The sequence below is a fragment of the Planctomycetaceae bacterium genome (assembly GCA_039680605.1).
Taxonomy (GTDB): Bacteria; Planctomycetota; Phycisphaerae; order SM23-33; family SM23-33; genus JAJFUU01.
The window spans coordinates 44,424-67,980 of record JBDKTA010000043.1 but is presented as its reverse complement, the minus strand read 5'-3'; the positions used below and the strand labels follow the sequence as shown (position 1 = coordinate 67,980).

Sequence of the window (23,557 nt, the reverse complement as noted above, 5' to 3'; positions counted from 1 at the left end):
CATTGCCGCCGTCAGTCCTTCCGCTTGTTCTTGCCCTGGCCTTTGCCCTTGTCAGCATCCTTGCCTGACTCAGGCGGCGTAGGGGCCGCTTCTGGCTTGCGAGCTTCCTGGGCCTTTGCAGCCTCCTGCGCCTGACGAGCCTGTTCCTGGGCCTGTCGGGCTGCTTGCTGCTTGGCAGCTTCCTGCTTGGCCGCGTCCTGAGCCTTGCGCTGATTCTCCTGCGCCTGGCGAGCCTGTTCCTGCGCCTGCCGGGCGGCTTGCTGCTTGGCGGCTTCCTGCCTGGCCGCGTCCTGAGCCTTGCGCTGGTTCTCCTGAGCCTGGCGGGCCTGTTCCTGCGCCTGTCGGGCGGCTTGCTGCTTGGCGGCTTCCTGTTTGGCCGCGTCCTGAGCTTTACGCTGATTCTCCTGCGCCTGGCGAGCCTGCTGCTCCTGGGCCTGCCGGGCCGCTTGCTGTCTGGCAGCTTCCTGTTTGGCCGCGTCCTGGGCCTTGCGCTGGTTATCCTGCGCCTGGCGAGCCTGCTGTTCCTGGGCCTGCCGGGCCGCTTGCTGCTTGGCAGCTTCCTGCCTGGCCGCATCCTGGGCCTTGCGCTGGTTATCCTGCGCCTGGCGAGCCTGCTGCTCCTGGGTCCGCCGGGCGTCTGGCTGCTTGGCGGCGTCCTGACTCCTGAGGCGGCTTTCGCGATCGGCGGCTTCCTTGCGGGCCTGTTCCTGCTGTCGGGCTTGCTGGTCCTGTTGGCGTGCCTCTTCGGCTTGGCGCTGTTGCCGGCGCGCCTCTTCTACCGTGCGCTGGTTTTCCTGTTCCAGCGCCTGGGCCTGCTGGGCCTTCTCCTTCGCCTGGCGTGCGCTGCGGGCGGCTTCCTGCGACTGGCGAAGCGTTTCGCCCGGGCGGTCTTCGCGTGCAGCCCTTTGAGCCTGATCTCTAGCCCGGCGCGCCGCGTCGGCGGCCTCGGTCGCCTGGCGGCGCGATTGTTCGTCGCTGGCCTGTCGGGCGGCCTGTTCGGCCTGACGACGGGCCTCTTCAGCGGCCGAGGCGGCTCGCTGAGCCTCGTTCTTGACCGGTCCAGCCGCTTCGGCGCGGCGCTGAGCCTGGGCAGCGGCGTCGGCAGCCTCTTTCGCCTGGCGCTGGGCGTCGCTCTGTCGGGCGGCGTCCTGGCGCTGGCGTTCGAGCTGGCGGCGCGTTTCCTCCGTGCGCTGCTGCTCAAGCCGTTGCTGCTGTTCCTGCGCCTGGCGCTGTTGCCTCTGGGCTTCCTGAGCGGCCTGGGCGGCGTCCCGGGCCCGTTGTTCAGCTAGGCGTCGCTGTTCCTGGGTGCGTGCGGACTGAGCGTCTCGCTCTGCCGCTTCCTGCGCTTGGCGGGCTATTCGAGCACGTTCCCTCGCCTCTTGCTGTGCCTGCTCTTGGCGCTGAGCCTCGATTTCCCGGGCCTGCAGTTCCTGCCGGCGGCGGGTGTCTTCGGCTGGAGGTTGCCCTGCCGTCGGGGCCGCGACACTCTCAGGCGCCGCTTGCTTCTGGCGGCGAGCCTGCTCGTTTCGCAGCCGGCGATTCTCCACCCGCTCGACGTCCTGTTCCGCCTGACGGCGGGCTTGTTCGGCTTGGCGAACCTGTTCGGCGGCCTGCGTTTGGGTCGGGCTGGTCACCGCCGGGGCGGTACGGGCGGCTTGCCACCGCGTCTGGTCGCGGCGCTGGAGCCGTTCCTCCTGGACACGGCGGCTCGACTGCGTCCACAACTGGCGGTCGGAGCGTTCGAACCGGAACGGTCGCTCGGGGCTCTGGGCAAACTGCTGGAACGTCACACCCAGCGACAGGCCTGCCCGGTCGCCTTCGGCGAGTCTGGCCACCTGGTCAAGCAGGGCACGGTAGGTCGGGGCGGGGCGGTAGCGCGGTTCGCGCTGACGGTCACTGTACTGGCGCGCCAACGACTCCCGCCATCGCGGCTCGTGGCGATGACTCCAGTGGCGGTGCGAGTACACCGGGTCGTACCACACACGCGGCTGCACATCGTACCAGGGGTAGATCCCCGCGTCGGCATAGCCGGCGTCGTAGTAGTCGCCGAAGTAGTAGTGGTCGTATCGCGGAGCAGAAAAGAGGCTCTCGAACACCACCGACAGGTCCAGCACCAGCGAGGGCGTGAACGAGCGGCCGTAGTATTGGCGAGGGTAGTACACCGGAAGGAAGGCCACCCCGCGCCGCTCCAGCGGATAATCCCAGTATCCGTCGACGAACACATAGCCGTACGGGTCGCGGACATAGTGGGCCGGCGTCCACACCCAGTCGGGCACGGCGGTCAGCCAGAAGCCCGGCCGCCACGCGAACCGGTCCTGCTGCCAGGTCCACACCCCCGGGACCCAGACCACATCGTCGGTCGGGGGCTGGGCGGGCGGCCCGCTCTCGAGGCTATCCGGCGGGGCCGGCAGATAGGCAATCTGCTCAAGGGCGGCGTCCATCCAGAAGCCCGGCACCCATCGGTATCCTTCCGTAACGCGCACCCAGTAACCGCTCACCCACGCACGGGCGGGCGGCGCCTCGCGCCAGCACCCGCTGACCCACACGAAGTTGTTCATGCTCGGTTCCCAGAACCAGTAGCCGGGAATCCACACGATGTTGTCGCCAATGGGCTGCTGGTCGGGCGGCAGTTCATCGATCGGCGCCGGCGGGGGCGTGGAGATCACCAGACCCGCGGCCTCGCCATTGAACACGACCGGCTCGGCGATGGCCTCGTGCAGGGGCCCGCGCGTCAGCGGCTCGATCACGGAATACCGTTCGACATGGCTCTGGTCCTGCTCGCTGGGGTTAACGCGGATCTGGATTTGGGCCCACAGCGGAGATGCGACGTACATGACCACTGCGGCACCAATCACGGCGATTGCGATTCTCAGGCGGCTCATGATCTTGTCCTCCCACCCGTTTAATTCATTCTAGGTTCAGGCCGCAGACCCCGATGAAAAGCCACGCCCGCGGCACAGGGTCCGCTGCGGCTATAGGAATGGTGTCGCCCCCGATGGGATGGGTTACACGCCGCTCGATCAAAGGGGACCCCGGTGCAACAATTTGGTAGACATCCCCCCGTCGCTGCCGGTATTACGCAATCATGAGCATCGACAACGATTTTGGAATCTCGACCCACTGCCTGGCCGGAATCGACCCGGCTGGCCACTTGCCGCTCTTTGAGCGATTCGGTTTTACCAGCGTCGAACTTAATCTGGGCTACTGGCCATGGCTGGCCGACGGGGCGGCCCTGGCGCAGCTCAAGAAAATGCTCGACGGATGCGGGCTGTCCGTCTGGGCCTACCACATGCCCTACGCTGCGACGGTGCCCGAGGCGGGGCTGATCGATCCGGCCCATCCCGACGCGGCTGTCCGCGAGGGAACCGTCGCGGCGGTGGCGTGGTGCCTCGAGCGGGTGGCAGACCTGGGCGGGCGGCGGCTGATCATTCACCCCAACGCCAGCCATCTGCAGGCGGATCGGCGCAGCGAGGCGATGGGCCTGTGCCGCCGCACCCTGCGGGCGTGCGTGGAACAGCTCGAAGCCCTCTGCCGCCGCCGACATGACGCGCGGGGGATCGTGCTGGCCGTCGAGCCCATGCCGCCCTGGGGACTGCTCAACCGCCCCGACGAAGTCGAGGCGATGGCGGACCTTTTCGACGGCCGCAGAGCGGGCTTGTGCCTGGACGTCAACCACATCAACCTGGCCGGCCAGGACCCGATAGAATACGTCAGGCGCATCGGCAGGTTCGTCTGCACGACGCACCTGTCCGACAACGACGGTCTCGATGAGCGTCACTGGGCGCCCGGTCGCGGCGTGTTGCCTTGGGAACAGTTGCTGGCGGAGTTGGAGCGCAGCGGGTACAAAGGCCCGCTGATGTTCGAGACCGGCCAGTTCGGCGCCGACGCGAAAGATACCGTCGCCCAACTGGCGGGTTTGAGAGAGAAGCTGCGGACGGGGACCCTGGAGCGCTGACCGGGCGCGAGCCCCCCCGGAGGTGCGGCGTGAACGAGGCGAAGAACTTGAAAGCAGATATAACCTTCCTGGTCTGGTCGGATACCCATTTCGGATACGAGCCGCGCCAGGGCCCTGCCGATATCCGCCACCAGGCCCTGGACCAGATGGAGCATCTCGACGGCGAACCCTGGCCCGCGGCGCTGGGCGGGTGCGTCGAGCGGCCGGCGTTCATGCTGCACTGCGGCGATTTCGTCGACGGACCCAACAACGGCGAAGAACTGGCCCTCTATCAGGCGGCCATGCAAACAGCCACCCTGCCCGCCTACGAGACGCTGGGCAATCACGACCTGGCCAACGGCAACGCGGTCACGTGGTTCATCTGCCGCCACGGCGGGCGGTACTACGCCTTCGACGCCGGCGGCGTCAGGTTCGTCTCGATGTATATCCCCTTCGGCGTCTACGACACGGTCCCGCCCATGCACGAGGTGCAACTGCGGTGGCTGGCCGGACAGGTCGAGGGCGCCGCGGGGCGGCCGATGGTCTTCTTCTCCCACGGAACGCCCGAAACGCTCCCCAACGAAAGCGAGTTCGAAACCGCCATCGCCCCGGCCAACGTCGCGCTGATGGCGGCAGGGCACACGCATCTGCAGACCAAGTTCGGTCCGTCGCGGTATCAGTGGAAGGGCCGTCCTTACCTGATCGCCGGGCATTGTCGCAATCACGCCATCGACCCCGATTTCGGGCGCGTGTTCAACGTCGTGCGCGTCAAAGGCCCCCGCGTCGATATCGCCGACTGGCGATGGGACCTGGCCAAATGGGCCTAAGAGCAAAAACGGAAGAATGGAATAATGGAAGATTGGAAGCCATCATTCCATCATTCCAATCTTCCAGCTATTAAGAGGTAACCGATGGGAGAGATGTTCTACCAGCCACAGATGCCCGCGACGGGCAAGATGTGGGATACCTGGCTGTACTGGCACGAGGGCACGTACTACCTGTACTACCTCGCCAACTCGGGGGCGATGTGGGACAACGTCTCCCTGGCCACCAGCCCCGATGGCGTACACTGGAAAGAACACGGGCCGGTGCTGACCAAGGAACCCGACGTCGCCTGGATGGGCACCGGGTCGACCTGGGCCAGCCCGGACTTCGATCGCGACGGCAAGTTCTTCATGAACTTCTCGTACTCCCAGGGCGGGCAGCGCATCTGCATGGCCGAGTCGACGGACCTGGTGAACTGGAGGCCGATGGGGGCGCAGTACTGCACCCGCCCCGACACGCGCTGGTATAAAACTGCCGACAACGACACCGCGCGCTGGGATTGCATCTTCACCTGCCCACGAGAGGAAGGCGGCCTGTGGGGCTACTGGACCGCCAGCCCCGCCGCGCATCACGGCGTCGGGCACGGCTGCTCCGCCGACGGCGCGACGTGGGAGGCTTTGCCGCCGCCGGCGATCGAGCCGCCGCTGGAAAGCCCGTGCGAACACGGCGGGGTGGCCCGCGTGGGCGAGACGTACTATCACATGCTGGGCGTCAACGGCAGCATGATCGCTTATACCGCCGAGGCGCCGGGCGGTCCGCTCGTCCGCCAGCAGCGCAACAGCGGCTTGCTGACCAACAACGGCTGGGGCAAACTCCACACGTATTTCTCTCGGTTCTTTCATAGCCCCGACGGGCTGCTGGTGAACCACCACGCCATTGGGCGCCAGGCGCCGGTCAGCGGTCCGCTGGACCGCATGGTGTATTTTGGCCTGCTCAAGCGGGCGGTCTTCGACGCCGACGGCACGATGCGCCTGGCGTGGTGGGCGGGCAACGACGCCCTCAAGGCCCAGGCGCTGAACATCGCCCCGCCGCGCGGGGCGGCCCCGGGCGGCGCCGCGGCGCCGCGCGTGCCGGGGATCGCCATGGATTCCTTCAAGATCCTCGCCGAGACGCTGCCGACCAGCGAGGGCATTATTCTCGAAGGCGTGATCGCATTGCCCCCAACGCCCTCGGCCAGGGAGTGCGGCCTGTTCATCCGAACCGGCGCGGGGGAGGGCACGGCCGTCCTGCTCAATTCGGCAGGGGCGGCGCGGCTGGGCCAGCTCAAGCTCTATCCCGGCTCGTTCGAGTGCGAGATCTCCATTGACCGCCAGTACGATTTCGGCCCTGCGCCTACGTTCCGCCTCGTGCTCAAGCGCGACTTGATGGAGTTCTACCTCGCGGACCAGTTGATCCATTGCTTCAGCCTGCCCAGCGCCGCCGAAGGCACGATCGGCTTCATCGGCGAGGTGACCGACCTGCACGCCTGGCGATGACACGCTCGTGATCCGCGCGCCGGGCGGCCGGGTGGCAGCCCTGGAAATGAAAAAGGCCGCCGGGATTCGGCGGCCTTTTCGTTGGGTTGTGGAATCAGGTCAGTCCATCTTTTCCGTCGAGAGGATCAGCGGTTTGATCTTCTCGCTGGGCAGGTCGAGGGCCCCCATCAACTGGCTGGCGGCCATGCGGATGGGGCCGGCGTTCTTGGGCTCGACGACGCAATGGACGATGTCGCCGGCCTGGCTTTCGGTCAACTGGTTGCCGAACCGCCGCACGCTGACGGTGGCCGACGCGTAGACGGGCACGCGCACGGCGGCGGCGGTCTTGGCGCTGCAGGCCAGTGCGGCGATGGCCCGCTGCGAGGGGGCATCGCTGTAGTGGGCCAGGGTTTCAGCGACGGCGACCTGCACCTTGCCCGGACCCACCAGCGCCGTCACCAGCGCCGGCTGGCACTGGACGTACTCGAGGACCTTGTTGTTGGTCAGGGCCAATTGCCGGATGGCGTTGGCGGAGCGGACCGCCCACATTTCGGCGCGGGCCTTGTCCATGGGTTTGCCGGCGCCCAGTTCGACGGCCTTGGCCATCGCTTCGGCGACGTTTGTCTTGGCTGCGTCGTGCCCGATCAGGAGCACTCGCTTGTCTCGCTCGGCCAGGACGCGGCGGTTCTCGGTGGCCTCTGCCGCCACGACCAGCGGCGTGGTGGCGAATCGCCCCTCGCGCCGCAGCAGGCCCAGAACCGCCATCGGGTCCGGCGCCGAGGCGGTAACGAACACGTCGACGCCGCCGGCGGCATGGGCGGCAGTGACGGCCTTGTCCGCGTCTGCTTCTTCAAAGACTTCATAGCCGGCCGCCCGGACCGAATCTTTCAAAGCGTTGCGGGCATCCTGGTCGCTGACGACGATCATCGCCCGGGGCTGAGCCACCTGGCGCAGGGCCTCGCACAGCACCGGCAGAACGCCCTGCGAACCGGTGAACCGCTCGGTCGGCTGGGCCAAGGCCAGGCTCTCGGCCGCCAGGAAGCGCACTTCTCGCGCCGGGTAGGTCAGGGCGTCGACCAGCGGCTGCGTGCCTTGCCCGGTGCGGATCATGTTCTGGGCGCCGTTGGTGTTGATCAGGGCGTTGATCGCCGCCAGCACCGTCGGCGTGTGGTAGTCGTTGAGCCCGCGCTGCAGGACGGCCTGCTGATAGCGGGCGCTGGCCGACTGCAGGTAGAACGTGGCGGGCATTTCGCCTTCGGCCAGCAGCGGATCCTTCCCGCCGGCGGGCAGGTCGAACTCGCGTTTGAGGTATGACGCCAGCCACAGCGAGACGGCGGGGTACAGGTTGGGATCGTGATCCAGGCTCAGGCGGCACATGCGCATGGCGTAGACGTTGCAGAAGATCTGTCGCGGGACGGGCCGGTAGATCAGGCCCAGGTCGCTGGTCCAGAACCAGACGTTGGCGGTGGAAACCCGCTCGTCGGGGCGCAACGATTCGGCCTGGTAGTAGAACTTCTGGCCCATGTCGTAGAACATTTCCGCCAGGGGCCGCTTGAGTCCGTCGGGGCCTGCGCAGGCCAGCAGCGCCGACTCGGCGGTCTTCTTGACCTTGGGCAGCAGGTCCTTGCGTTCATAGAGTTCTCGCAGGCGCGGGGCGGCGGCGGGGTACCCGATGCGCCCCAGCGTGTCGGCGAAGATCTCCTGCAGGTTGGGGTTGTCGCTCTGCAGCGCTTCGGCCAGGGGCAGGACCGCTTCCTTGCCCAGGCGCGGAAGAACGGTGATCAACCGCTCGCGAAGCAGCGGCGGCAGCTTGGGGTCCATCAGGCGCTGGATGATCTGCGGCAGGGCGTACTGGCCGCTGACAGCCAGGCGGCGGGCGCCCAGCTCATACGCCTGAACGCTGCGCTCGAGGGAGTTGATCGCCTTGGCGATCTCGGCGGGGTCCTGCCTGAGCTTGAAGTATCCCTCTTCGATCGCCGTTCGCAGGCGGGCAACGACGTCCTTCATCTCGGGCAGCTTTTCCGCCCGGTCGAGCAGTTGGCGCGTGTCGCTGCTTTCCAGCGAGAGCAGGTAGATGGTGCGCGAGTCGGTGCCCGAGTCCAGCAGGGCCATGGCGTAGCTCTGGGCAGCCTTGACCTGCCCGATGCGAGCGAAGTGCATGAAGTCGTTCCAGGTCGAGGCGGCCTTGTCGCGAGCGGCCTGCGCCCCGACACCGTCGGGGGCAGCGTCCTGGCCCGCCGGCTGAGTGGCGGCGCCCATGGCCTTGCGGGCGGCCTCCTCGACATCGTCGGCCATCTTGTCCCCTTCGACCTTGCCGCTGGGGATCATGGGCTCGCCTGCGGCGGCCGGCGCCGCGGCAGGCTCTGTCGAGGCTGGCGCCTCCTGGGCAGTCAGTGGCTGCCACGACGCCAGGACGAACAGGAAAGTCAGGACAGACATAGCGGCCGCGGATACGGTCAATCTTCGCGTACTCATGGGCTCTCCACCTGGTTGTCGGCCTCTTGTGCCACAGGGCTGGTGCGCACGCGGCCTTGGGGCACTATATCGTCATATTGGCGGGAAACCGTGCAGCGGATGGCGGTGGATTATTTCCAGGCCAGCCGCTCGCGCGTGCGCTGCCTATGACGAAGATTATAGTTAGTGGCGTGAGCGGACACAAGCAATGAAATCATTGATGGGGCTGGCGCCTCTGCCGGGGCCTTGCCCCCTCGCGAGGGCTTGTGTCGCGGAAAACGCCGCCATGCCATGCCGGATAGTCGCAGGAGGACTGGGAGAAATCCTCAGGAAACACTTTGACAGATTCGCCCTTCGCGCCTATCATAATTCAGGTTTGGTTACCATTTGGCTGCACTCAATGAACCATGACCAGGCCACCATCCCTGGTTGGCGTTAACGCCAGCCAGGGAAATTTTTTTGGGATACGCTTCCGCCCCCCCGTGATTTTTCTTTTCAAACCGCAGCCGCCCCGTTTAAACGATAGTCAGCCGCATGCATCCCCTAGAGGAGTACGCCCCATGATGGCCGCCGAAATATCCCGGATGATCGACGTGAGCTGCGTCCAGGCTCAGAGCACGCTCGACGAAATCGCCCAGTCCATCGCCATGGCGAAACGATTTCCCGTCGCCGCCGTCTTCGTGCTTCCCTCGCACGTGCCCTACGCTCTGGAACTGGCTGGCGGCGCCGACATCGTCATCGGCGCCACGGCAGGGTTTCCCAGCGGCTCGGCGTCTACCGCGACCAAAACGCAGGAGGTCGCCCAGCAGCGCAAACTCGGATGCCGCGAGTTCGACATGGTCAACAACATCACCTGGCTCAAGGCCGGCAAAGACGATCTGTACCGCCAGGACATCGCCGCCGTCGTCGCCGAGGCGCAGGGCATGCCCGTCAAGGTGATCCTCGAATGCCATTACCTCAGCGACGCCGAGATCGTCCGCGCGTGCAACCTGGCCGTCGAGGCCGGAGCCGCCTTCGTCAAAACCGCCACCGGCTGGGCGCCCACCGGAGCGACGCTGGAGAACATCAAGCTGATCAAGCAGACCGTCGGCGACCGCTGCTCCGTCAAGGCCGCCGGCGGCGTGCGCGGCCTCGAAACCATCCTGGCCATGCACCGCCTGGGCGCCACGCGATTCGGCATCAGCGTCAAAGCCGCGCGATCCATCCTCGAAGGGCTGTCGACTTCCACGGGCAGCGACTACTGACGGGAGATTGGAAGAATGGAAGATTGGAAGGTTGGAATGTTGAAAGAAACCCAGCACAGTTTGCATGACGCTTTCGGATTGGTCATTCATCCATTATTCCATCATTCCATCTCCTGTTCCGCGTTACCCGATCTTCGATCATTCCATCCTTCCGTTCTTCCACCACTATGAGCATCGTTCTGTCATACGACTTCGGCACCGGCGGGATCAAGGCCTCGCTCTATGACGGCGGCGGCGCGTGCCTGGCGTCGCACTACGCCTCATACGAAACACACTATCCGCGCCCGCTCTGGCACGAGCAGGATCCGCAAACGTGGTGGGCCGCCACGGTCGCGGCCACCGGCGAATTGATGTCGCAGTGGAACGGTTCGCCCGATGCGATTGCGGCTATCGGAATCTCCGGTCACTCGCTGGGCGTGGTGCCCCTCGACAAAGCGGGCAACCTGCTGCGCCCGTACGCGATGATCTGGTCGGACAGCCGCCCCGACGTGCAGCCGGGGCAATTTTTCCGCCACGTCGACGAACGAACCTGGTACCTGACCACCGGAAACGGTTTTCCGCCGCCGTTGTACAGCGTCTTCAAGATCATGTGGCTGCGCGACAACGAGCCGGAGGTCTTCGCCGGCATCCACCGCGTGCTGGGCTCCAAAGACTACATCAACTTCCGCATGACCGGCGTGATGGCCACCGATTACTCCTACGCCAGCGGCAGCGGGGTGTGGGACCTGGCGGCGTGGCGATACAGCGACGCCCTCATCGGCGCCAGCGGCCTGCCGGCGTCGATCTTTCCCGAGGCGGTGCCTTCCAGCGAAGTCATCGGCCATCTGACCGCGGCGGCCGCGGCTGAGCTTCGACTGCCCGCCAACATCAAGGTCGTCGCCGGCGGGGTGGACAACAGTTGCATGGCCCTGGGCGCCCGCGCCTGGCGCGAGGGCGACGCCTACAACTCGATGGGCTCGAGCAGTTGGATCGCCGTGGCCGGCTCGCGGCCACTGCTGGACTACGCGACGCGTCCTTATGTGTTCGCCCACGTCGTGCCGGGCATGTTCGCCTCGGCGATGGGCGTGTTCTCGACCGGCTCCTCGCTGCGGTGGCTGCGCGAGACGCTATGTACGAATCTCGACGCCGAAGCGCAGCGGCGCGGCTGCAGCACCTTCGAGCTGATGCTCGAGCTGGCCGCCTCCTCGCCGCCGGGCGCGCGGGGCGTGATGTTCCTGCCGACGCTGGCCGGCGGGTCGTCGCTGGATCCCAGCCCCAACGTGCGGGGCGCCTTCGTGCATATTAACCTTGGCACCACGCAGGCCGACCTGTGCCGCGCCGCCGTCGAGGGAATCGCCATGGCCCAGACGCTGGCGCTGCAAAGCCTCGAAGCCCTGGCGCCGCTGTCGGACGAGATCCTCGCCGTCGGCGGCGGGGCCGCCAGCGACTTCTGGATGCAGATTTACGCCGATCTCTACAACAAGAAGATGGTCCGTACGCAGATCGGCCAGCAGGCCGCCGCCCTCGGCGCCGCCGCCGTCGCCTGCGTCGGCGCCGGGCTCTGGACCGACTTGAGCCCCATCAACGACATCCACAAGGTGATCGACATCAAAACACCCGTCCCCGCCCAAACCGCCGCCTGCGCCAAACGCCTCGAGATCTTCCGAAAACTCAACGCCTGCTGCAGCGCCATCGGTGACGATATCGCCCGCCTATAGCCGCGAAGCGGAATTGGGACGTTAGCGGCGGGGCTTGCCCCGCGCGTTAATCAGAGGGTGAAAGACGCGCGGGGCAAGCCCCGCCGCTAACATCTTCGCCCAAGCTTCTTCCCCATCCTCTTAACCTTCTCAATCCCATAATCCCGCACTGCCGGTCTTTTCCTCGACGCTATGTCTAAACAGGAATACCCTCGCTACAATGCTCCGCCATGATTAACGCTGACACGGATCGAATCGCGCGGTTGCGACAGGCAATGCTCCAAGGGCGTCACGGGCGGCATCGCATCTTCATGCCCGCCGACTGGGACGTGCGCGACCGGGACTGCCCGCTCGTCGAGCGCAAGGCCCATGCCATCGCGATGCTCGTCGATCGCATGCCGGCGTTCATCGAGCCAGACGAGCTGATCGTCGGCGGGCGCACAATCATGGGGCGGCGCGGGGGCGGCCTCGAGGCCTTGGAACGCCCCAACCATCCCAGCAAGGAATCACTCGAATACTGCTGCCCGCGGTATGCACGCGACGAGGAGCTCGAGCGCCTCGGCCGCGGCGAAGGCGGCTCGCAGGGGCACTACGTGCCCAACTATCCCAAGGTGATGCGCCTGGGCTTCGGCGGGATTATCGCCCAGGCCACCCAGCGCCTTGCCGGCGAGACTATCGCCAGCCGGCGCGACTTCCTCCGTGCGGTCATCATCATGTTCCAAAGCGCCGCCGCCCTGGCCAACCGCTACGCCGCCCTGGCCGACGAGCAGGCCCTGGACGCCTCGCCCGAGCGCGCCGCCGAGCTGCACGAGATCGCCGCCGTCTGCCGACACGTCGCCACCGACCCGCCGGCGACCTTCCACCAGGCCTGCCAGCTCGCGTTCTTCCTGCACCTGATCACGGTCATCGAAAACTACAGCCTGCTCTCGCAGGGGCGCATGGACCAGTACCTGCTGCCCTTCTACGCCGCCTGCGACGCCGACCGAGCCGCCCTGCTGCTGCGCTGCCTGCTGATCAAGCTCAACGATATGGGCGACCTCAAGCTCGGCGACGTCTCCTATGACGGCATGGACAACGTCATCGTCGGCGGCTTGCTCCCGGACGGCCGCGACGGCGTCAACGACCTGACCTACGCCATCCTCGACGCCGCCGGCGAGCTCAAGCTGCCCAATCCGCAGATCGGCGCCCGCGTGCATCGCGGCAGCCCGCCACGGTACATCCACCGCCTGGCCGAGCTGTCGACCTCGCACATGGGGCAACTGGCCTTTTATAATGATGACGCCTTCGTGCCCGCTCTCGAGGGCGTCGGCTACTCGCCCGCCGACGCGCGAGATTACGTCCTCGACGCCTGCCAGGACGTGCTCATCGACGGCAAGAGCAGCTTTTTCGTCCTGGCCGCGGTCACCCTGACAGGACTGTTTCAGCAGGTTCTCGCCGAGGCCGACGACTCCTGGACCTTCGAGCAGTTGCTCGAATACTTCAAGCGACGCGTCGCCGACAACATCACCGATTGCGTGCGCCACTACAACGCCCGGGAGAACGTGGACGGCCGCGAAACCATCAGCCCCCTGCCCTTCCTGTCGGGCACGATGGACGACTGCATCGACAAGGCCCTCGACATCACCCAGGGCGGGCTTCGGTTCAACGACAAGGGCATGATGGTCAGCGCGCCGGTCACGGCGATCAACAGCCTGGCGGCCGTGCGGGCGATCGTCTTCGACCGCAAGGAGGCGACGCTGAGCCAACTCCAGGCCGCCTTGGCCGCCGACTGGCAGGGGCACGAGTCGCTGCGGCAGAAATGCCTGGCGGCGCCCAAGTGGGGCAACGACGACGACTACGTCGACCTGCTGGGCAAGGAGGTCATCGAGTTCGCCTGCCGCGAGATCCTGACGCACCGCACGGCCTCGGGCGCGCGGGTGCTGTCGGGCGTGCATCAACCGCACCCCTGGGGAGCGGGCACGTGCTACACCGCCACGCCCGACGGGCGACGCAGCGGCGAGGGCATCCCCGTCACGCTCAGCCCCGCCAACGGCACCGACCGCAGCGGGCCCACCGCCGTGATGAAATCCGTCGCCAAGATCGACCCGATGCTCTCGCAGTGGAACAACGCCCTGCTGATGAGCTTTCATCCCTCCGCCGTCCGCGGCCGCGAGGGCCTGGCCAAGTTCACGCACCTGCTCCAGGCGTTCTTCGCGATGGGCGGGATGCAACTGCAGCTCAACGTCGTCAGCGCCCAGACGCTGCGCGACGCCCAGCGCGAACCGGAAAAGTACCCCGACCTGGTGGTGCGAGTCTGGGGCATGAGCGCCCGTTTCGTCGAACTGTGCAAAGGCTACCAGGACGACGTCATCGCGCGGACGGAACACCAGTTGTGAGTGGTGAGTGGTGAGATGCCTTACTCGCGCTTGGAGTCTTTCTCACCACTCACAACACTGCTGTACTACTGTCTCTCGATCCTGAAGTAGTCGATGCGCGTCAGATCGGTCCCCCACCAGTAATTGGGATGGATCACCAGGCGGATGTTCTTGCCGCCGCCGATCTTGACCTTCTCGATTTTGAACTCCGTCGAGTCAGGGCGTCCGTGGCCGTCGCCGGCTGTGCCCTTGCCCAGCAGCACGCCTTTTTCGCCGCCTTCGGCGATTTCGATCTTCCACGTGATCCCGTCGCACTTGACGTAGTTGTTGACGACCTGCAAGTCCGTCACCTTGCCCGAGATGGTGTACACGCCCGTTGCCGGCACGCTGTACGTGACGGCGACGGGATGATGGCCGTTCTTCTCGACATACGGGTGCATCAACACGCAGTCGACGCGTTTGTTGCCCCAGATGCCTTCATAACGCCCGTCCCAGTCGCTGTGGAAGATCCATCCTTCCGAGTCCACCAGGTCCGGCAGCGACGAGGCGATCGGGCCGGCGACTTTGGCCTGGTGCCCCACGGGCGAGTTGGGGTCGCGGATCCCGTTCTTTCGCTGGTCGTCGGACATCGTCCACGTCGGCAGGTCCAGGCGATTGTAGCGGTGCGTGGGGTCGGCCAGCATGAACCAGAAGCCCCAGGTATCGTCGTCGGTGTTGGCTTTGCCGTCGGGTCCGTCGCCTTTGGGATCGAGCACGATTGAAGCTTTCAATTCAACCGCCGCCGCGACCGGCTTGTCCTTCCACCCTGCCACCGGCTCCTCGGCCGGCGTGACGGCTTTGACGACCGGAACCGGGGCGAGGATCTCCGGTTGCGGCGGGGCGTCCTTGCCGGTCAGGGCCTTGTAGACCGTCACGGCGATGGTCGCATAACCGCGCTCGGTGGGAAAAACGCCGTCCATGCCGATCATATCGGCCTTGCCCTTCATGGGACTGTGCGTGTCGATCAGCGGCACGCCCGTCTCCTGCGCCACTTTGCGAACCGCCGGGACGACCTGGTTGTTCAATGTGGCCGCCACGATGCCGAAGTAGCACTCTTCCATCGCCGGCACGGGCAGGCAGATGTAGAGCTTGGGCTTGGAGGCGACCTTGGTTTGCAGGCGGGTGATGAGTTCCTTGTAGCCGTCCAGGAACCCCGCCTCGTTCCATTCGCCCTTGCGGCTGGCGGCGTGGTCGTACATGAGGATCATGACGTTGGGCTGGAACTCGACGGCGTGGGCCAGTTCGTAGCGGCGCCAAATCGAGCGGGAGTTGGAGCGGATAATGCCCGTGCCGTTGGCGGCGAAGGCCTTGACCTCGTACCCCTCGCCGAGAAGCTTCTGCAGGCGGTCGGGCCAGTGCGGCTGCGTCGAGATCGAGTCGCCCAGGATGGCGATTTTGATTTTCTGCCCCGCCTCAGGCTTGGCCGGGGGCTCATCCGCCCAGGCGCCGGCGCTGCAAGTCGCCATCGCCGCGATTGTCGCCACCAAAGACAAGCACCCGATCCGTCGTGGAAAGTTCATGGGGTGATCCTTGTGAAAGTCGCCTTTGCCTTTTGCATGTTAAACCCCGCGCTGCCGGTTTTGCGTCGGCAAACCGCAAAGCCGAGAGCGGCCCGGCCTCCCAATGCAAAAGGCCATCGGGAAATTCCGATGGCCTTTTGTACACGACCTGGGGATCAAGGATTCGAACCTTGACTAACTGATCCAGAGTCAGTCGTGCTACCGTTACACCAATCCCCAGTGTGGGGACCCGGGAAAAGCTCCCGATCCTCGCCGTTGGGGTCATCACCCCAACCCAGCTACAACACGACCATGATCTTATAGCCTCTGCCGGGTGGAATTTCCAGCACAATCACGATCTCCTCCACACGCGGGAATGATATGCAGCATCAGGGGCAAGTGTTGACCGTCTGACAGGCGGCGGCTAGTATTATCTTGCTCGGGAACTGGCGGCAACACTCTCGCGCGAGAAGGGCCGTGACATGACTCCACCGAGATCCCATGCGGCATGGCGGGCGTTCACCTTGTCGGAACTGCTGGTAGTGGTGGCCGTTCTGGCTGTTCTGGTCGCGCTGTTGCTGCCGGCCGGCGCCAACCTCCTGCGACGCGTCAACGACATCACCTGCCGCAACAATCTAAAACGCATCGGCGAGGCCGCGGCCATGGTCGTCGGCGCCGGCGGCAAAAAGAATGACCTCACGGCCGCCAACTGGTACGTCACGCTCTCTCCGAAGGTAGACAAGGCCGGGCGGATATTCTACTGCCCCGAGGGGCCCCAACCGACGGCGCTGTCGGGCGACGACGGCGGGAGCGTAATCCCCGGCGGGGGCAATGTCGAAAGCAACTACGTGCTGGTGCGCACGCATTATGCGCAGGCGAATTTCGCCTGGGGGTATGACACGTATGTCGGGGCCGGGTACCCCCTCAGCGACGACAGCCCGTGGATGCTGCATTTTTCGCAGCACCAGAAGAGCACCGTCACGGACGGCTCCGGCCGCTATTTCGGCGACACCGGCGCCTATTGGGGAACGGGCAAGGCCCTGCCCCTGCAGGACATTGCCTACGTGCCCGATGGCACGGGCAGTTCGTACTGGGGCGTCACCTTCGGCACCTGGTGGGGAGCGGCTTGCACGAACGTGTTCATGAAGGTCGAGCCCGACGGCAAGGGTGTAAGGCTCTGGACGCAATGGGACGGGATCGCCGGAAGCTGGTGGAGCACGTATGCGTGCCTCTGGGCCACCGCTAACGAGAACTGCCCCACCAGCAAAGGTCCGATGGGTCTGGCAAGAGACTGCGCCTTCGCCACGGCGGTGCTTCACGGGGTGAACCACTGGGGCCCGCTGTGCTACGCCCCCAACACGCCCAACGGGTACGCCTGGGTCGTCAACAACGGCGTGACGACGTACGAAACGCAGTTGTGGCAGGGTCCCGGTCCGGGCCTGCTGCAGACCGAAGGCTGCTCCGGGGGCCAACCCGGATGCAGCGGCGGATGCACCGGGCGCAATGACTGGATCATCCTGGGCGATCCGACAGGCTCGCCCGAGCCGCCCTCCGGCGGCGGCGGGCAGATCGTCTACAGCGCCACCAACTACGGGATGAACGAGCAGGCCGTCGCCATGTCGCGCGGCGGACAAATCCTGGCGCTGGACTATCCTGACACCGTCGCCAAGCCCACCGAAGACAACTGGAACGGACCCACCTGGGACGCCGACGGCGACGGGACCTTGGACTTCGCCAGGCATGGCGGCAGGGTGAACGTTCTCTTTGTCGACGGCACCGTGCGGCAGATGACTCCCGATGAGATCGACCCGCAGGACCAGGCCATGCGGGCGACCTATTGGATGCCTTAGAGATACGCCGATGCAGGTCACCAAAACGATGAAGATCACCCTGGTCGCCGCGGCCGTTCTGGCCGCAGGGGTGGTCTATCTCTGGCGCGGCCTGGCGCCTCGCCCGCCGGAAGGACCGGACATGACCGCCGCCCGTGAGGCGCTGAACCGCAAAGACTACGATGCCATCGTCGGCCAGGTTCAGACCAAGCCCGTTTCCGAGGCCGGGGCCTATGTCCGCGCGTTGGGCAAACTCGGCCTGCCCGCCCAGCCCGCCCTCAACCGGCTGCTCGACCGCCGCAACGAACCACGTCTCGAAGTGCGAGCCAAAGCCGCCACCGCCCTCAATGCCACCCTGCCCGCCGACCAGCCCAAGGACGCCTTTGGGGAATCCGTCAAGGCGCTGGTCGAGTCGCTCAGGCGAGACCCTGCCCACGAGGTGCGAGTCTCGGCCGCGACCACGCTGGGCCTGTCCCGCTCATATGAAACGATGGACGATTTGATCGACGCGATGAACGATGAGCAGATCGAGGTCCGCCGCGCGGCCCTGGCGGCCGTCAACAAAATCCTCTGCCTGAAACTGGACTACAACGTCGAAGACGAGAAACCCCAGCGCGACGCCTTTCTCAAGATCCTCAAGAACCAATGGCACGATGAGAAGTATCAATCCAAAGTCGTGGGCTACTACCGCACGGGGCGGTTCAAGACGGTCTACCGCAAGTATGCCCGCTAAGGTCGAGGGGTACTACATGGCAACGGATATCGAAACTCTCGTCTGACCGGGACCGGCATTCGTCTGCCAGAAATCCTCACCCACCTGCTCAAACGCCAGGCCTTCAGCCCGAGGGCAACCGACACAATAAACCACCAGCGGACCGCCTTCCTCCAGCGCCAGATCCAGATGCGCCGGCGAGATGGATATGACACTTGCGGCCGCGGGGCAGAGGTACTTGTTCACCAGCCCGATGACAGCCCATCCGTGGCGGATCGGCGCCAGAAGCAGCAGGCGGTCGCACAGCGGGGCAAGGTCGAACTCGTACGGCGCGTCGAGCACGCGGCCGCACCGCTGGTGCCAGTCCCAGATCACCAGCCCCTCGGGCGGGAGGTCCCACAGGGCGGCACAGGTCTGCATCATGCAGCCGGCGGATCGGTAGTCGTCCGGGACGACCCGGGCGTGGAGGTCCTGCTCGTCTTTGCATAGGTTGTACGCGACGATGGCCGCGGCGCCCCCTGCCAGCGGGGCCACCACCCGATACGGCGCCGGTTGCTCCACCGGGTCGATCCACAGGCTCTCGGGCAGAGGCACGCCCGGGGCCAGCGGGCGCAGCAGGCGGCCGTCGGCGTAGCACAGGGGCATGATGTATTCGGCGACGAAATCTCGCGGGTTGTCGGACAGGTACACCGGTCCGCCGGAGACGGCTTTGGAGATCGCCATCTGCCGCCCGGCCATCGGGTCGCAGGAGTGGAACATGTCATGGTCGCCCCAGGCGACCTGCCCCAGCCAGGGCATGATGGTGAAGGAATGGTACAGATGCGCCCGCGCCCGCTCGCGATTGCCCTTGGTGTAGTCGTCGCTGCAGCGGGCGGCGTTGGAGTGCGACAGGTTGAAGAGGTTCGTCGCTCCGTTGCCGTTGCAGTTGAGCAGTTCGATGTCGAACTTCTCGACCGCCGCCTCAAGTGCCCGCGACAGGCGCGCCGAGACCCGGGCGGGGTTCTCGAAGGCCGCCGAATTGTCCCCGGGACGCCGGAGCATCTCCGTGGCCCCGAGGTACCACATGATCATCGACGAAATGAAGTCGATTTTGACCAGGTCGAAGCCGTAGTCCCTGAACGCGCCGATCATCGTCTCCATGAACCGCGTAGCCGATGCGTCGTCGTCCTTGACGAGCAGACAGCCGTTGGCGGCCTTGACCAGAGCGTCGTTGAGGTCGCCCAGGGCGTTGTCGAGGGCGACCCCGGCCAGACCGCCCAGCAGCGTCGACCACGCGCCCAGCCAGCGCAGGGCGCCGGGCGACTTCTGCGCCACCAGCGGGCCATAGCCGCGCGCGAAGCGCTGCGGATGGGGCTTGAAGCTCACCAGCGCGCGGTCAAAGTACGTTTCCTCGCGCGAGTAGTCCTGGTGCCCGTCGTCGATGATGGCATATCGCACGGGGATGGGCCCCTCGGCCAGGGCGCGCAGGGCGGCGGGCATATTCTCGTCGGTGATCCCGCGGGAGAACTCTTCCCACGAGCACCACCCCAGATAACGGAAAACTTCCGCATACGGTTTGTCTTCGCGCAGGCGGACCGTGACGCCGGGCCACTTCATCGCCTCGCGCCAGACCTGCCGGCAGGCGTCGTACGGGTCGCTCGCGACCGCCCAGGCGAACAGGGGCAGGTCGCCGGCGACCTCCCCGCGGCCGTGCGTTCCGACGCGCAACGCGAGCCGGCCCGCGGTCACGGCCAGCCACGCGTACGACTGCTCGCCGGCCATCGGCAGCACCGCGAGGTACCGTTGCGGCGCCATTCGCACCAGCAGAAACTGCCCACCCTCAGGAAACTCGCCGGCGAAGTCGGCTGTGAGATACGGATGTCGCAGGTTGCCCGCCCCCGGCCACCACCAGGGGTTGGCGAAGTATGCGGCGATCTCGAACGTCGGCAGAGACAGCGGCTCCTCCAGCAGGACACCGGAAGAATCCGGCTGCCCCGCAATGTCGGGACGCACCTCCAGGCCGCCGGCGGCGCCCGAGGCATTGAGAGGTTGATGTGCAAGGTTCAGCATCGGGTGATCGCAGATCAATCAGGGCTTGTGTTCCTGAGGTGGTGGCTGTTGTTCGTTGAGCGCCTGCCAGTCCTGGATGGCACGGCCGTAGTTGAAGTGGAAGGTACGGTAATACCTGGCCATCTTCTGTCGTCGCGCGGGGGAGTCTCGTTCGCTGAAGCCGGGAATCACGCCCATGATGTTCTTCAGGGCAACGCGTGAGCGGTCGTACACGATGTCTTGGTCGCTCAGGGCGTCGGCCAGCACGGGCACGGCTTCCACGGCCTTCATCTGCCCCAGGGCTTCGGCCGCTGCCGCCCGGACGGCGGGGGACGGGTCGCTGCGCAGCACGTCCATCACAATCTTGGCGTGCTGCCTGGGGACCGGGGTCTTGGCTATCGACAGCACGACGCGTTCGCGCACCGGGGGGCGCGAGTCCTTCAGCAGCGACAGCAGGATGCCTCCCGTGCGGGGGTCTTTCGCCAGCGTGCCCAGGGCACTGGCGGCGCGCATCGCACGAGCGTCATCGCTGCCGCGGGCAATCTTGCCCAGCGCCTCGACGTTTCCCTCGGCAGCGAGCTTGGCGACCGCGCCGTCGGCGCCGGCGGGGCGCGTGTAGAACCAGAGCCCTGTCAATGCCAGCGCCACCGCACCGGCCGTAATCGACCGTCTGGGCGTCAGCAAACCGGACGTACCCCATCGCACTTCCAACATATCAGGGATTCCAGTACATCTGTTGGTTCGTGGGGATCCGCGGATCGATTTCGTCGGGCAACATCAGTTTGACGTTCCCGCGGCTAAACAGGACGTTAAGCTTGCCCTGGTGACGGGCAAATTCAGCGGCGTCCCATTCGGCGGCTTCGGCGGGATCCGTCAAGGCGCGCACCGCCAGGTGCGAGTAGTCGATCGCCAGCACGCGATCGGGAGAGAGACCGCTTGCGCCGACCAGTTGGGTGTTGATCCCGTAGCTGACGACATAGTCGCCGGTCTCGTCTGCCGGCGGCGGATCGGCCGGCGGCGGTGTGCCCGAGACGGTGGGGATAATCACGGTCGGGTACAGTTCCGGATTGGTCTGGAACCATCGCGGGTCGGGATTGGCCTCGGTGTCCCAACCGTCTACATACGTCGTCGGCGCCGCCGGACCCAGCAGCGTGGTGGTCGGCCGCCCGTCCGGTCCGTTCGCGCTCTGATAGCTGGTGTCCTCGGTGTAGACGCCGCTGGCGGCTTTCTTGACCAGTCCCGGACGGAACGTGCCGCTGTAGCGGATGTTGTTGGCGCGGATCTTGACCTCGGTGGAGCCGTCTTCCAGGAACTGGATGCGAAAGGCCGAGTCGCGGCACCAGGCGTCGCCCAGACCGCTGCCGCCGGCCTGCCAACTGTACCAGTGCGGGTCAACCGCGTCGGTGGGCGCCCGCGAGGGGATGTTGCCGGGCACAAAATTGCCCGGAAGCACCATCACTTCGTTGTACATCCAGAACCGGTAGGGGTTGGCGTCCTCGACGTAGGTCTTCTGACAGCAGAAGTCGGCCTGCTTGCTCGGCCAGCGGTCCCAGAAGACATAGCCGTAGTTGTTGTGATTGGGGTTGGTCATGTCCTGCGGCGGCAGCGTCACGCGCTGGTTTTCGCTCAGGCGGCGGACGAAGTAGCTGTTGTTGACCGGAAAGTACTGGCAGGGCAAGCAGCCTGACCAGGCGGCCGAGAGGTAGGTGGGGATGATGTCGATGCGATAGTAGTAGTCGCTGAAAAATGCCGATCGCGCGGCGCTGCGGAGGTCGCTTGAGCCGCCGCCTGAACCGCCGCCGCCCGAAGAACTGGAAACGGATATTCCGTATCCTTCCGGACAGCGCAGGATGCTTCCGCCGCCGGTCTCGGTCTTCACCAGCAGCGGCCAACTCTCGGGCGAAGTGAACTTGGCGGCGATGCTCCTGTCGAACTCCCGCTGCTGGATGGTTTGCGTCTGGGCTATTCGCAGCAGATTGTTCTGGCAGAGGGTGACGTTCACCCGCTGTATGAGGTTCGACCCCGCCGGGAGCATCAGCGTCACCAGAACTGCGATCACGGCGACAACAACCAGCAATTCCGTCAGCGTCATCGCGCATCGTCGAGCGCAGCTTGCAGTAGCCATAGCGGCTCCTTGGGCGGCCGGGGTATTCTGCCGCCAGTCTTGCCGAAACTACTCGAACTCTGCACCGCGCTGGAAGGGTCCGGCCAATCCCAGGCCGGCTCGTGCCCTCATTGCCGTAAGGGGATTTCCTGATTCTGTCTATGCCTGGATAATTCTAACGCCCTGCGGGTCTCTGTCCACGAAATTCATAAACCTGCGGGTATGCTTCGCTGTCCGATTAGCGATTGTCGCCGTTGACGCGGGCGCGGCGGTTATTGCGCCGCCACTTGGTAGAGATGATCGGCGTGGGCGAGCATCCACCGAACCTTTCGCTCGACCATCTGCAGGAAGGGGAAGCCTTCAAGATGGCCGATCAGACCGGTGGTGCCGATGGGCAACGCCGCCTCGGCGATGATCGACTCGCACATCAGGTGAGGCACGGCCTTGAGCTCGGCGACGGAGATCACGTTGACCGAGTCGTAGCCGCGCATGAACCGTTTGAAGCGGTTCTCGTCAAGATGGTCGGGCCACTCGTCGAGGTTGTCGCCCTTGCGGATGATCGAAAACTGCAGGGCGCCGTTGGCAAAGTCGATCACGCGCTGTTGCAGGCGGGCGGAGTCGTAGTCGATGACGGCCACCACGTTGTGGTCGCGGAAGAGCATGTTGCCGCGGTGCCAGTCGCCGTGGACGATCTGCTTGCCCCAGTCGTTGAGGCCCAGTTCGTTGACCTTCTCGGCAGAGGTGTTGTAAACATTTTCGAGCGTGTCGACGGTGGCGGTCAGCACCTCGACGCTGGGGCGCTTGTCGATGGGCAGCGCTCGCACGGTGTTGCGGATGGCCTGGCGGATGGCCGGGGCGTTGTGATAGCTGCCCTGGGGCGGGGTGTAGTCGCTCTGGAAGTCGGCCAGCAGCTTGTGGTACAGCGCCAGCACGCGCCCGGCGTGGAAGGTGGCATCGAGTGAACCGTCGTAGGGGACGCCCTCGATGTACTCGAACATCTCGTAGATGGTGCCGTTGCGGACGAACATCGAGTTGTTGTCGCCGCGCGTGCCGATCAGGTGCGGCAGCGGAAAACTCTGCGCCGCCAGCCACAACTGGATCTGGTGCGTGAAGGCGACCTTGGCCAGGTCGTCCTTGCCGCGGGCGCGGCGCTTGAAGAGGAACTTGCCCTTCTGGGCCTCGATGACGATCTTGGGACTGCGGCGCGATCCGCGCGGAAAGTCCTCGACCTTGGAAATCAGCCCCAAATCAAAATGACTCAGGCAGATCGCCAACTCGTCAACGGCGAAGGTTTCACGTTCTCGTACCATAAGATCACGGCTTATCCTACGTATAGGATGCATCAAATCCAATGCAAGTGCAGCAAAATAATATGATGATCGCCGCCCACAGTCCAGCGCCTCTT

At 65.6% G+C, this 23,557-nt stretch carries 15 protein-coding genes and 1 tRNA gene; 8 read left to right on the top strand and 8 right to left on the bottom strand.

The features are described 5' to 3' along the window. Positions 1-11: 11 nt before the first annotated feature. Positions 12-2,882, bottom strand: coding sequence for a hypothetical protein (locus ABFD92_12560; GenBank protein ID MEN6505368.1), 2,871 nt, complete (start codon positions 2,880-2,882; stop codon positions 12-14). A gap of 203 nt (positions 2,883-3,085) precedes the next feature. On the opposite strand from ABFD92_12560, the gene ABFD92_12555 reads away from it, so the two are divergent. The 3 genes from ABFD92_12555 to ABFD92_12545 all read left to right on the top strand — a co-directional run bounded on the left by ABFD92_12555 (position 3,086) and on the right by ABFD92_12545 (position 6,234). Then, a complete protein-coding gene (locus ABFD92_12555) occupies positions 3,086-3,955 on the top strand; it encodes a sugar phosphate isomerase/epimerase family protein (protein MEN6505367.1) in 870 nt (289 codons plus the stop codon). 47 nt (positions 3,956-4,002) lie between these two features. Further along, positions 4,003-4,761, top strand: coding sequence for a metallophosphoesterase (locus ABFD92_12550; protein ID MEN6505366.1), 759 nt, complete (start codon positions 4,003-4,005; stop codon positions 4,759-4,761). Positions 4,762-4,845: 84 nt separating this feature from the next. Next, complete coding sequence (locus tag ABFD92_12545) at positions 4,846-6,234, top strand: family 43 glycosylhydrolase (protein MEN6505365.1); 1,389 nt, start codon at positions 4,846-4,848, stop codon at positions 6,232-6,234. Positions 6,235-6,333: 99 nt separating this feature from the next. On the opposite strand, the gene ABFD92_12540 is transcribed toward ABFD92_12545, so the two are convergent. Continuing rightward, on the bottom strand, positions 6,334-8,688 hold the full coding sequence (locus tag ABFD92_12540) for a HEAT repeat domain-containing protein (protein MEN6505364.1): 2,355 nt from the start codon (positions 8,686-8,688) through the stop codon (positions 6,334-6,336). A gap of 539 nt (positions 8,689-9,227) precedes the next feature. Between ABFD92_12540 and deoC the strand changes: the two genes are divergently transcribed. The 3 genes from deoC to ABFD92_12525 all read left to right on the top strand — a co-directional run bounded on the left by deoC (position 9,228) and on the right by ABFD92_12525 (position 13,962). Then, positions 9,228-9,911, top strand: a complete 684-nt coding sequence (gene deoC / locus ABFD92_12535) for a deoxyribose-phosphate aldolase (protein MEN6505363.1) — start codon at positions 9,228-9,230, stop codon at positions 9,909-9,911. A gap of 167 nt (positions 9,912-10,078) precedes the next feature. Beyond that, on the top strand, positions 10,079-11,608 hold the full coding sequence (locus tag ABFD92_12530; GenBank protein ID MEN6505362.1) for an FGGY family carbohydrate kinase: 1,530 nt from the start codon (positions 10,079-10,081) through the stop codon (positions 11,606-11,608). A 209-nt stretch (positions 11,609-11,817) separates the two neighbouring features. Further along, complete coding sequence (locus ABFD92_12525; GenBank protein ID MEN6505361.1) at positions 11,818-13,962, top strand: pyruvate formate lyase family protein; 2,145 nt, start codon at positions 11,818-11,820, stop codon at positions 13,960-13,962. A 65-nt stretch (positions 13,963-14,027) separates the two neighbouring features. Here the strand turns inward: ABFD92_12525 and ABFD92_12520 are convergent, their stop codons facing one another. Continuing rightward, positions 14,028-15,500 (bottom strand): GDSL-type esterase/lipase family protein, encoded by a 1,473-nt coding sequence (locus ABFD92_12520; GenBank protein ID MEN6505360.1) that lies wholly within the window; start codon positions 15,498-15,500, stop codon positions 14,028-14,030. 148 nt (positions 15,501-15,648) lie between these two features. Next, positions 15,649-15,719 (bottom strand) — tRNA-Gln (locus ABFD92_12515). 242 nt (positions 15,720-15,961) lie between these two features. Here ABFD92_12515 and ABFD92_12510 point away from each other — a divergent pair. After that, positions 15,962-17,329 carry an H-X9-DG-CTERM domain-containing protein gene (locus ABFD92_12510; GenBank protein MEN6505359.1) on the top strand — a complete coding sequence of 456 codons (1,368 nt, stop codon included), beginning with the start codon at positions 15,962-15,964 and terminating at the stop codon, positions 17,327-17,329. A 10-nt stretch (positions 17,330-17,339) separates the two neighbouring features. After that, positions 17,340-18,041 carry a HEAT repeat domain-containing protein gene (locus ABFD92_12505; protein MEN6505358.1) on the top strand — a complete coding sequence of 234 codons (702 nt, stop codon included), beginning with the start codon at positions 17,340-17,342 and terminating at the stop codon, positions 18,039-18,041. Between the two features lie 12 nt (positions 18,042-18,053). Here ABFD92_12505 and ABFD92_12500 read toward each other — a convergent pair whose 3' ends face one another. The 4 genes from ABFD92_12500 to ABFD92_12485 form a co-directional block, all read right to left on the bottom strand. Beyond that, complete coding sequence (locus ABFD92_12500) at positions 18,054-20,069, bottom strand: Sip1-related alpha-galactosidase (protein MEN6505357.1); 2,016 nt, start codon at positions 20,067-20,069, stop codon at positions 18,054-18,056. A gap of 18 nt (positions 20,070-20,087) precedes the next feature. Further along, positions 20,088-20,762 carry a HEAT repeat domain-containing protein gene (locus ABFD92_12495; GenBank protein MEN6505356.1) on the bottom strand — a complete coding sequence of 225 codons (675 nt, stop codon included), beginning with the start codon at positions 20,760-20,762 and terminating at the stop codon, positions 20,088-20,090. Between the two features lies 1 nt (position 20,763). Next, positions 20,764-22,173 carry a prepilin-type N-terminal cleavage/methylation domain-containing protein gene (locus ABFD92_12490; protein ID MEN6505355.1) on the bottom strand — a complete coding sequence of 470 codons (1,410 nt, stop codon included), beginning with the start codon at positions 22,171-22,173 and terminating at the stop codon, positions 20,764-20,766. A gap of 251 nt (positions 22,174-22,424) precedes the next feature. After that, a complete protein-coding gene (locus tag ABFD92_12485) occupies positions 22,425-23,462 on the bottom strand; it encodes a phosphotransferase (GenBank protein ID MEN6505354.1) in 1,038 nt (345 codons plus the stop codon). Positions 23,463-23,557: the final 95 nt, after the last annotated feature.

Excerpts from the sequence above, each read along its gene's own strand:
- ABFD92_12560 (MEN6505368.1), bottom strand. The coding sequence starts at position 2,882 with ATGAGCCGCCTGAGAATCGCAATCGCCGTGATTGGTGCCGCAGTGGTC.
- ABFD92_12555 (MEN6505367.1), top strand. The coding sequence starts at position 3,086 with ATGAGCATCGACAACGATTTTGGAATCTCGACCCACTGCCTGGCCGGA.
- ABFD92_12545 (MEN6505365.1), top strand. The coding sequence starts at position 4,846 with ATGGGAGAGATGTTCTACCAGCCACAGATGCCCGCGACGGGCAAGATG.
- ABFD92_12540 (MEN6505364.1), bottom strand. The coding sequence starts at position 8,688 with ATGAGTACGCGAAGATTGACCGTATCCGCGGCCGCTATGTCTGTCCTG.
- deoC (MEN6505363.1), top strand. The coding sequence starts at position 9,228 with ATGATGGCCGCCGAAATATCCCGGATGATCGACGTGAGCTGCGTCCAG.
- ABFD92_12530 (MEN6505362.1), top strand. The coding sequence starts at position 10,079 with ATGAGCATCGTTCTGTCATACGACTTCGGCACCGGCGGGATCAAGGCC.
- ABFD92_12525 (MEN6505361.1), top strand. The coding sequence starts at position 11,818 with ATGATTAACGCTGACACGGATCGAATCGCGCGGTTGCGACAGGCAATG.
- ABFD92_12520 (MEN6505360.1), bottom strand. The coding sequence starts at position 15,500 with ATGAACTTTCCACGACGGATCGGGTGCTTGTCTTTGGTGGCGACAATC.
- ABFD92_12510 (MEN6505359.1), top strand. The coding sequence starts at position 15,962 with ATGACTCCACCGAGATCCCATGCGGCATGGCGGGCGTTCACCTTGTCG.
- ABFD92_12505 (MEN6505358.1), top strand. The coding sequence starts at position 17,340 with ATGCAGGTCACCAAAACGATGAAGATCACCCTGGTCGCCGCGGCCGTT.
- ABFD92_12500 (MEN6505357.1), bottom strand. The coding sequence starts at position 20,069 with ATGCTGAACCTTGCACATCAACCTCTCAATGCCTCGGGCGCCGCCGGC.
- ABFD92_12495 (MEN6505356.1), bottom strand. The coding sequence starts at position 20,762 with ATGTTGGAAGTGCGATGGGGTACGTCCGGTTTGCTGACGCCCAGACGG.
- ABFD92_12490 (MEN6505355.1), bottom strand. The coding sequence starts at position 22,173 with ATGGCTACTGCAAGCTGCGCTCGACGATGCGCGATGACGCTGACGGAA.
- ABFD92_12485 (MEN6505354.1), bottom strand. The coding sequence starts at position 23,462 with ATGGTACGAGAACGTGAAACCTTCGCCGTTGACGAGTTGGCGATCTGC.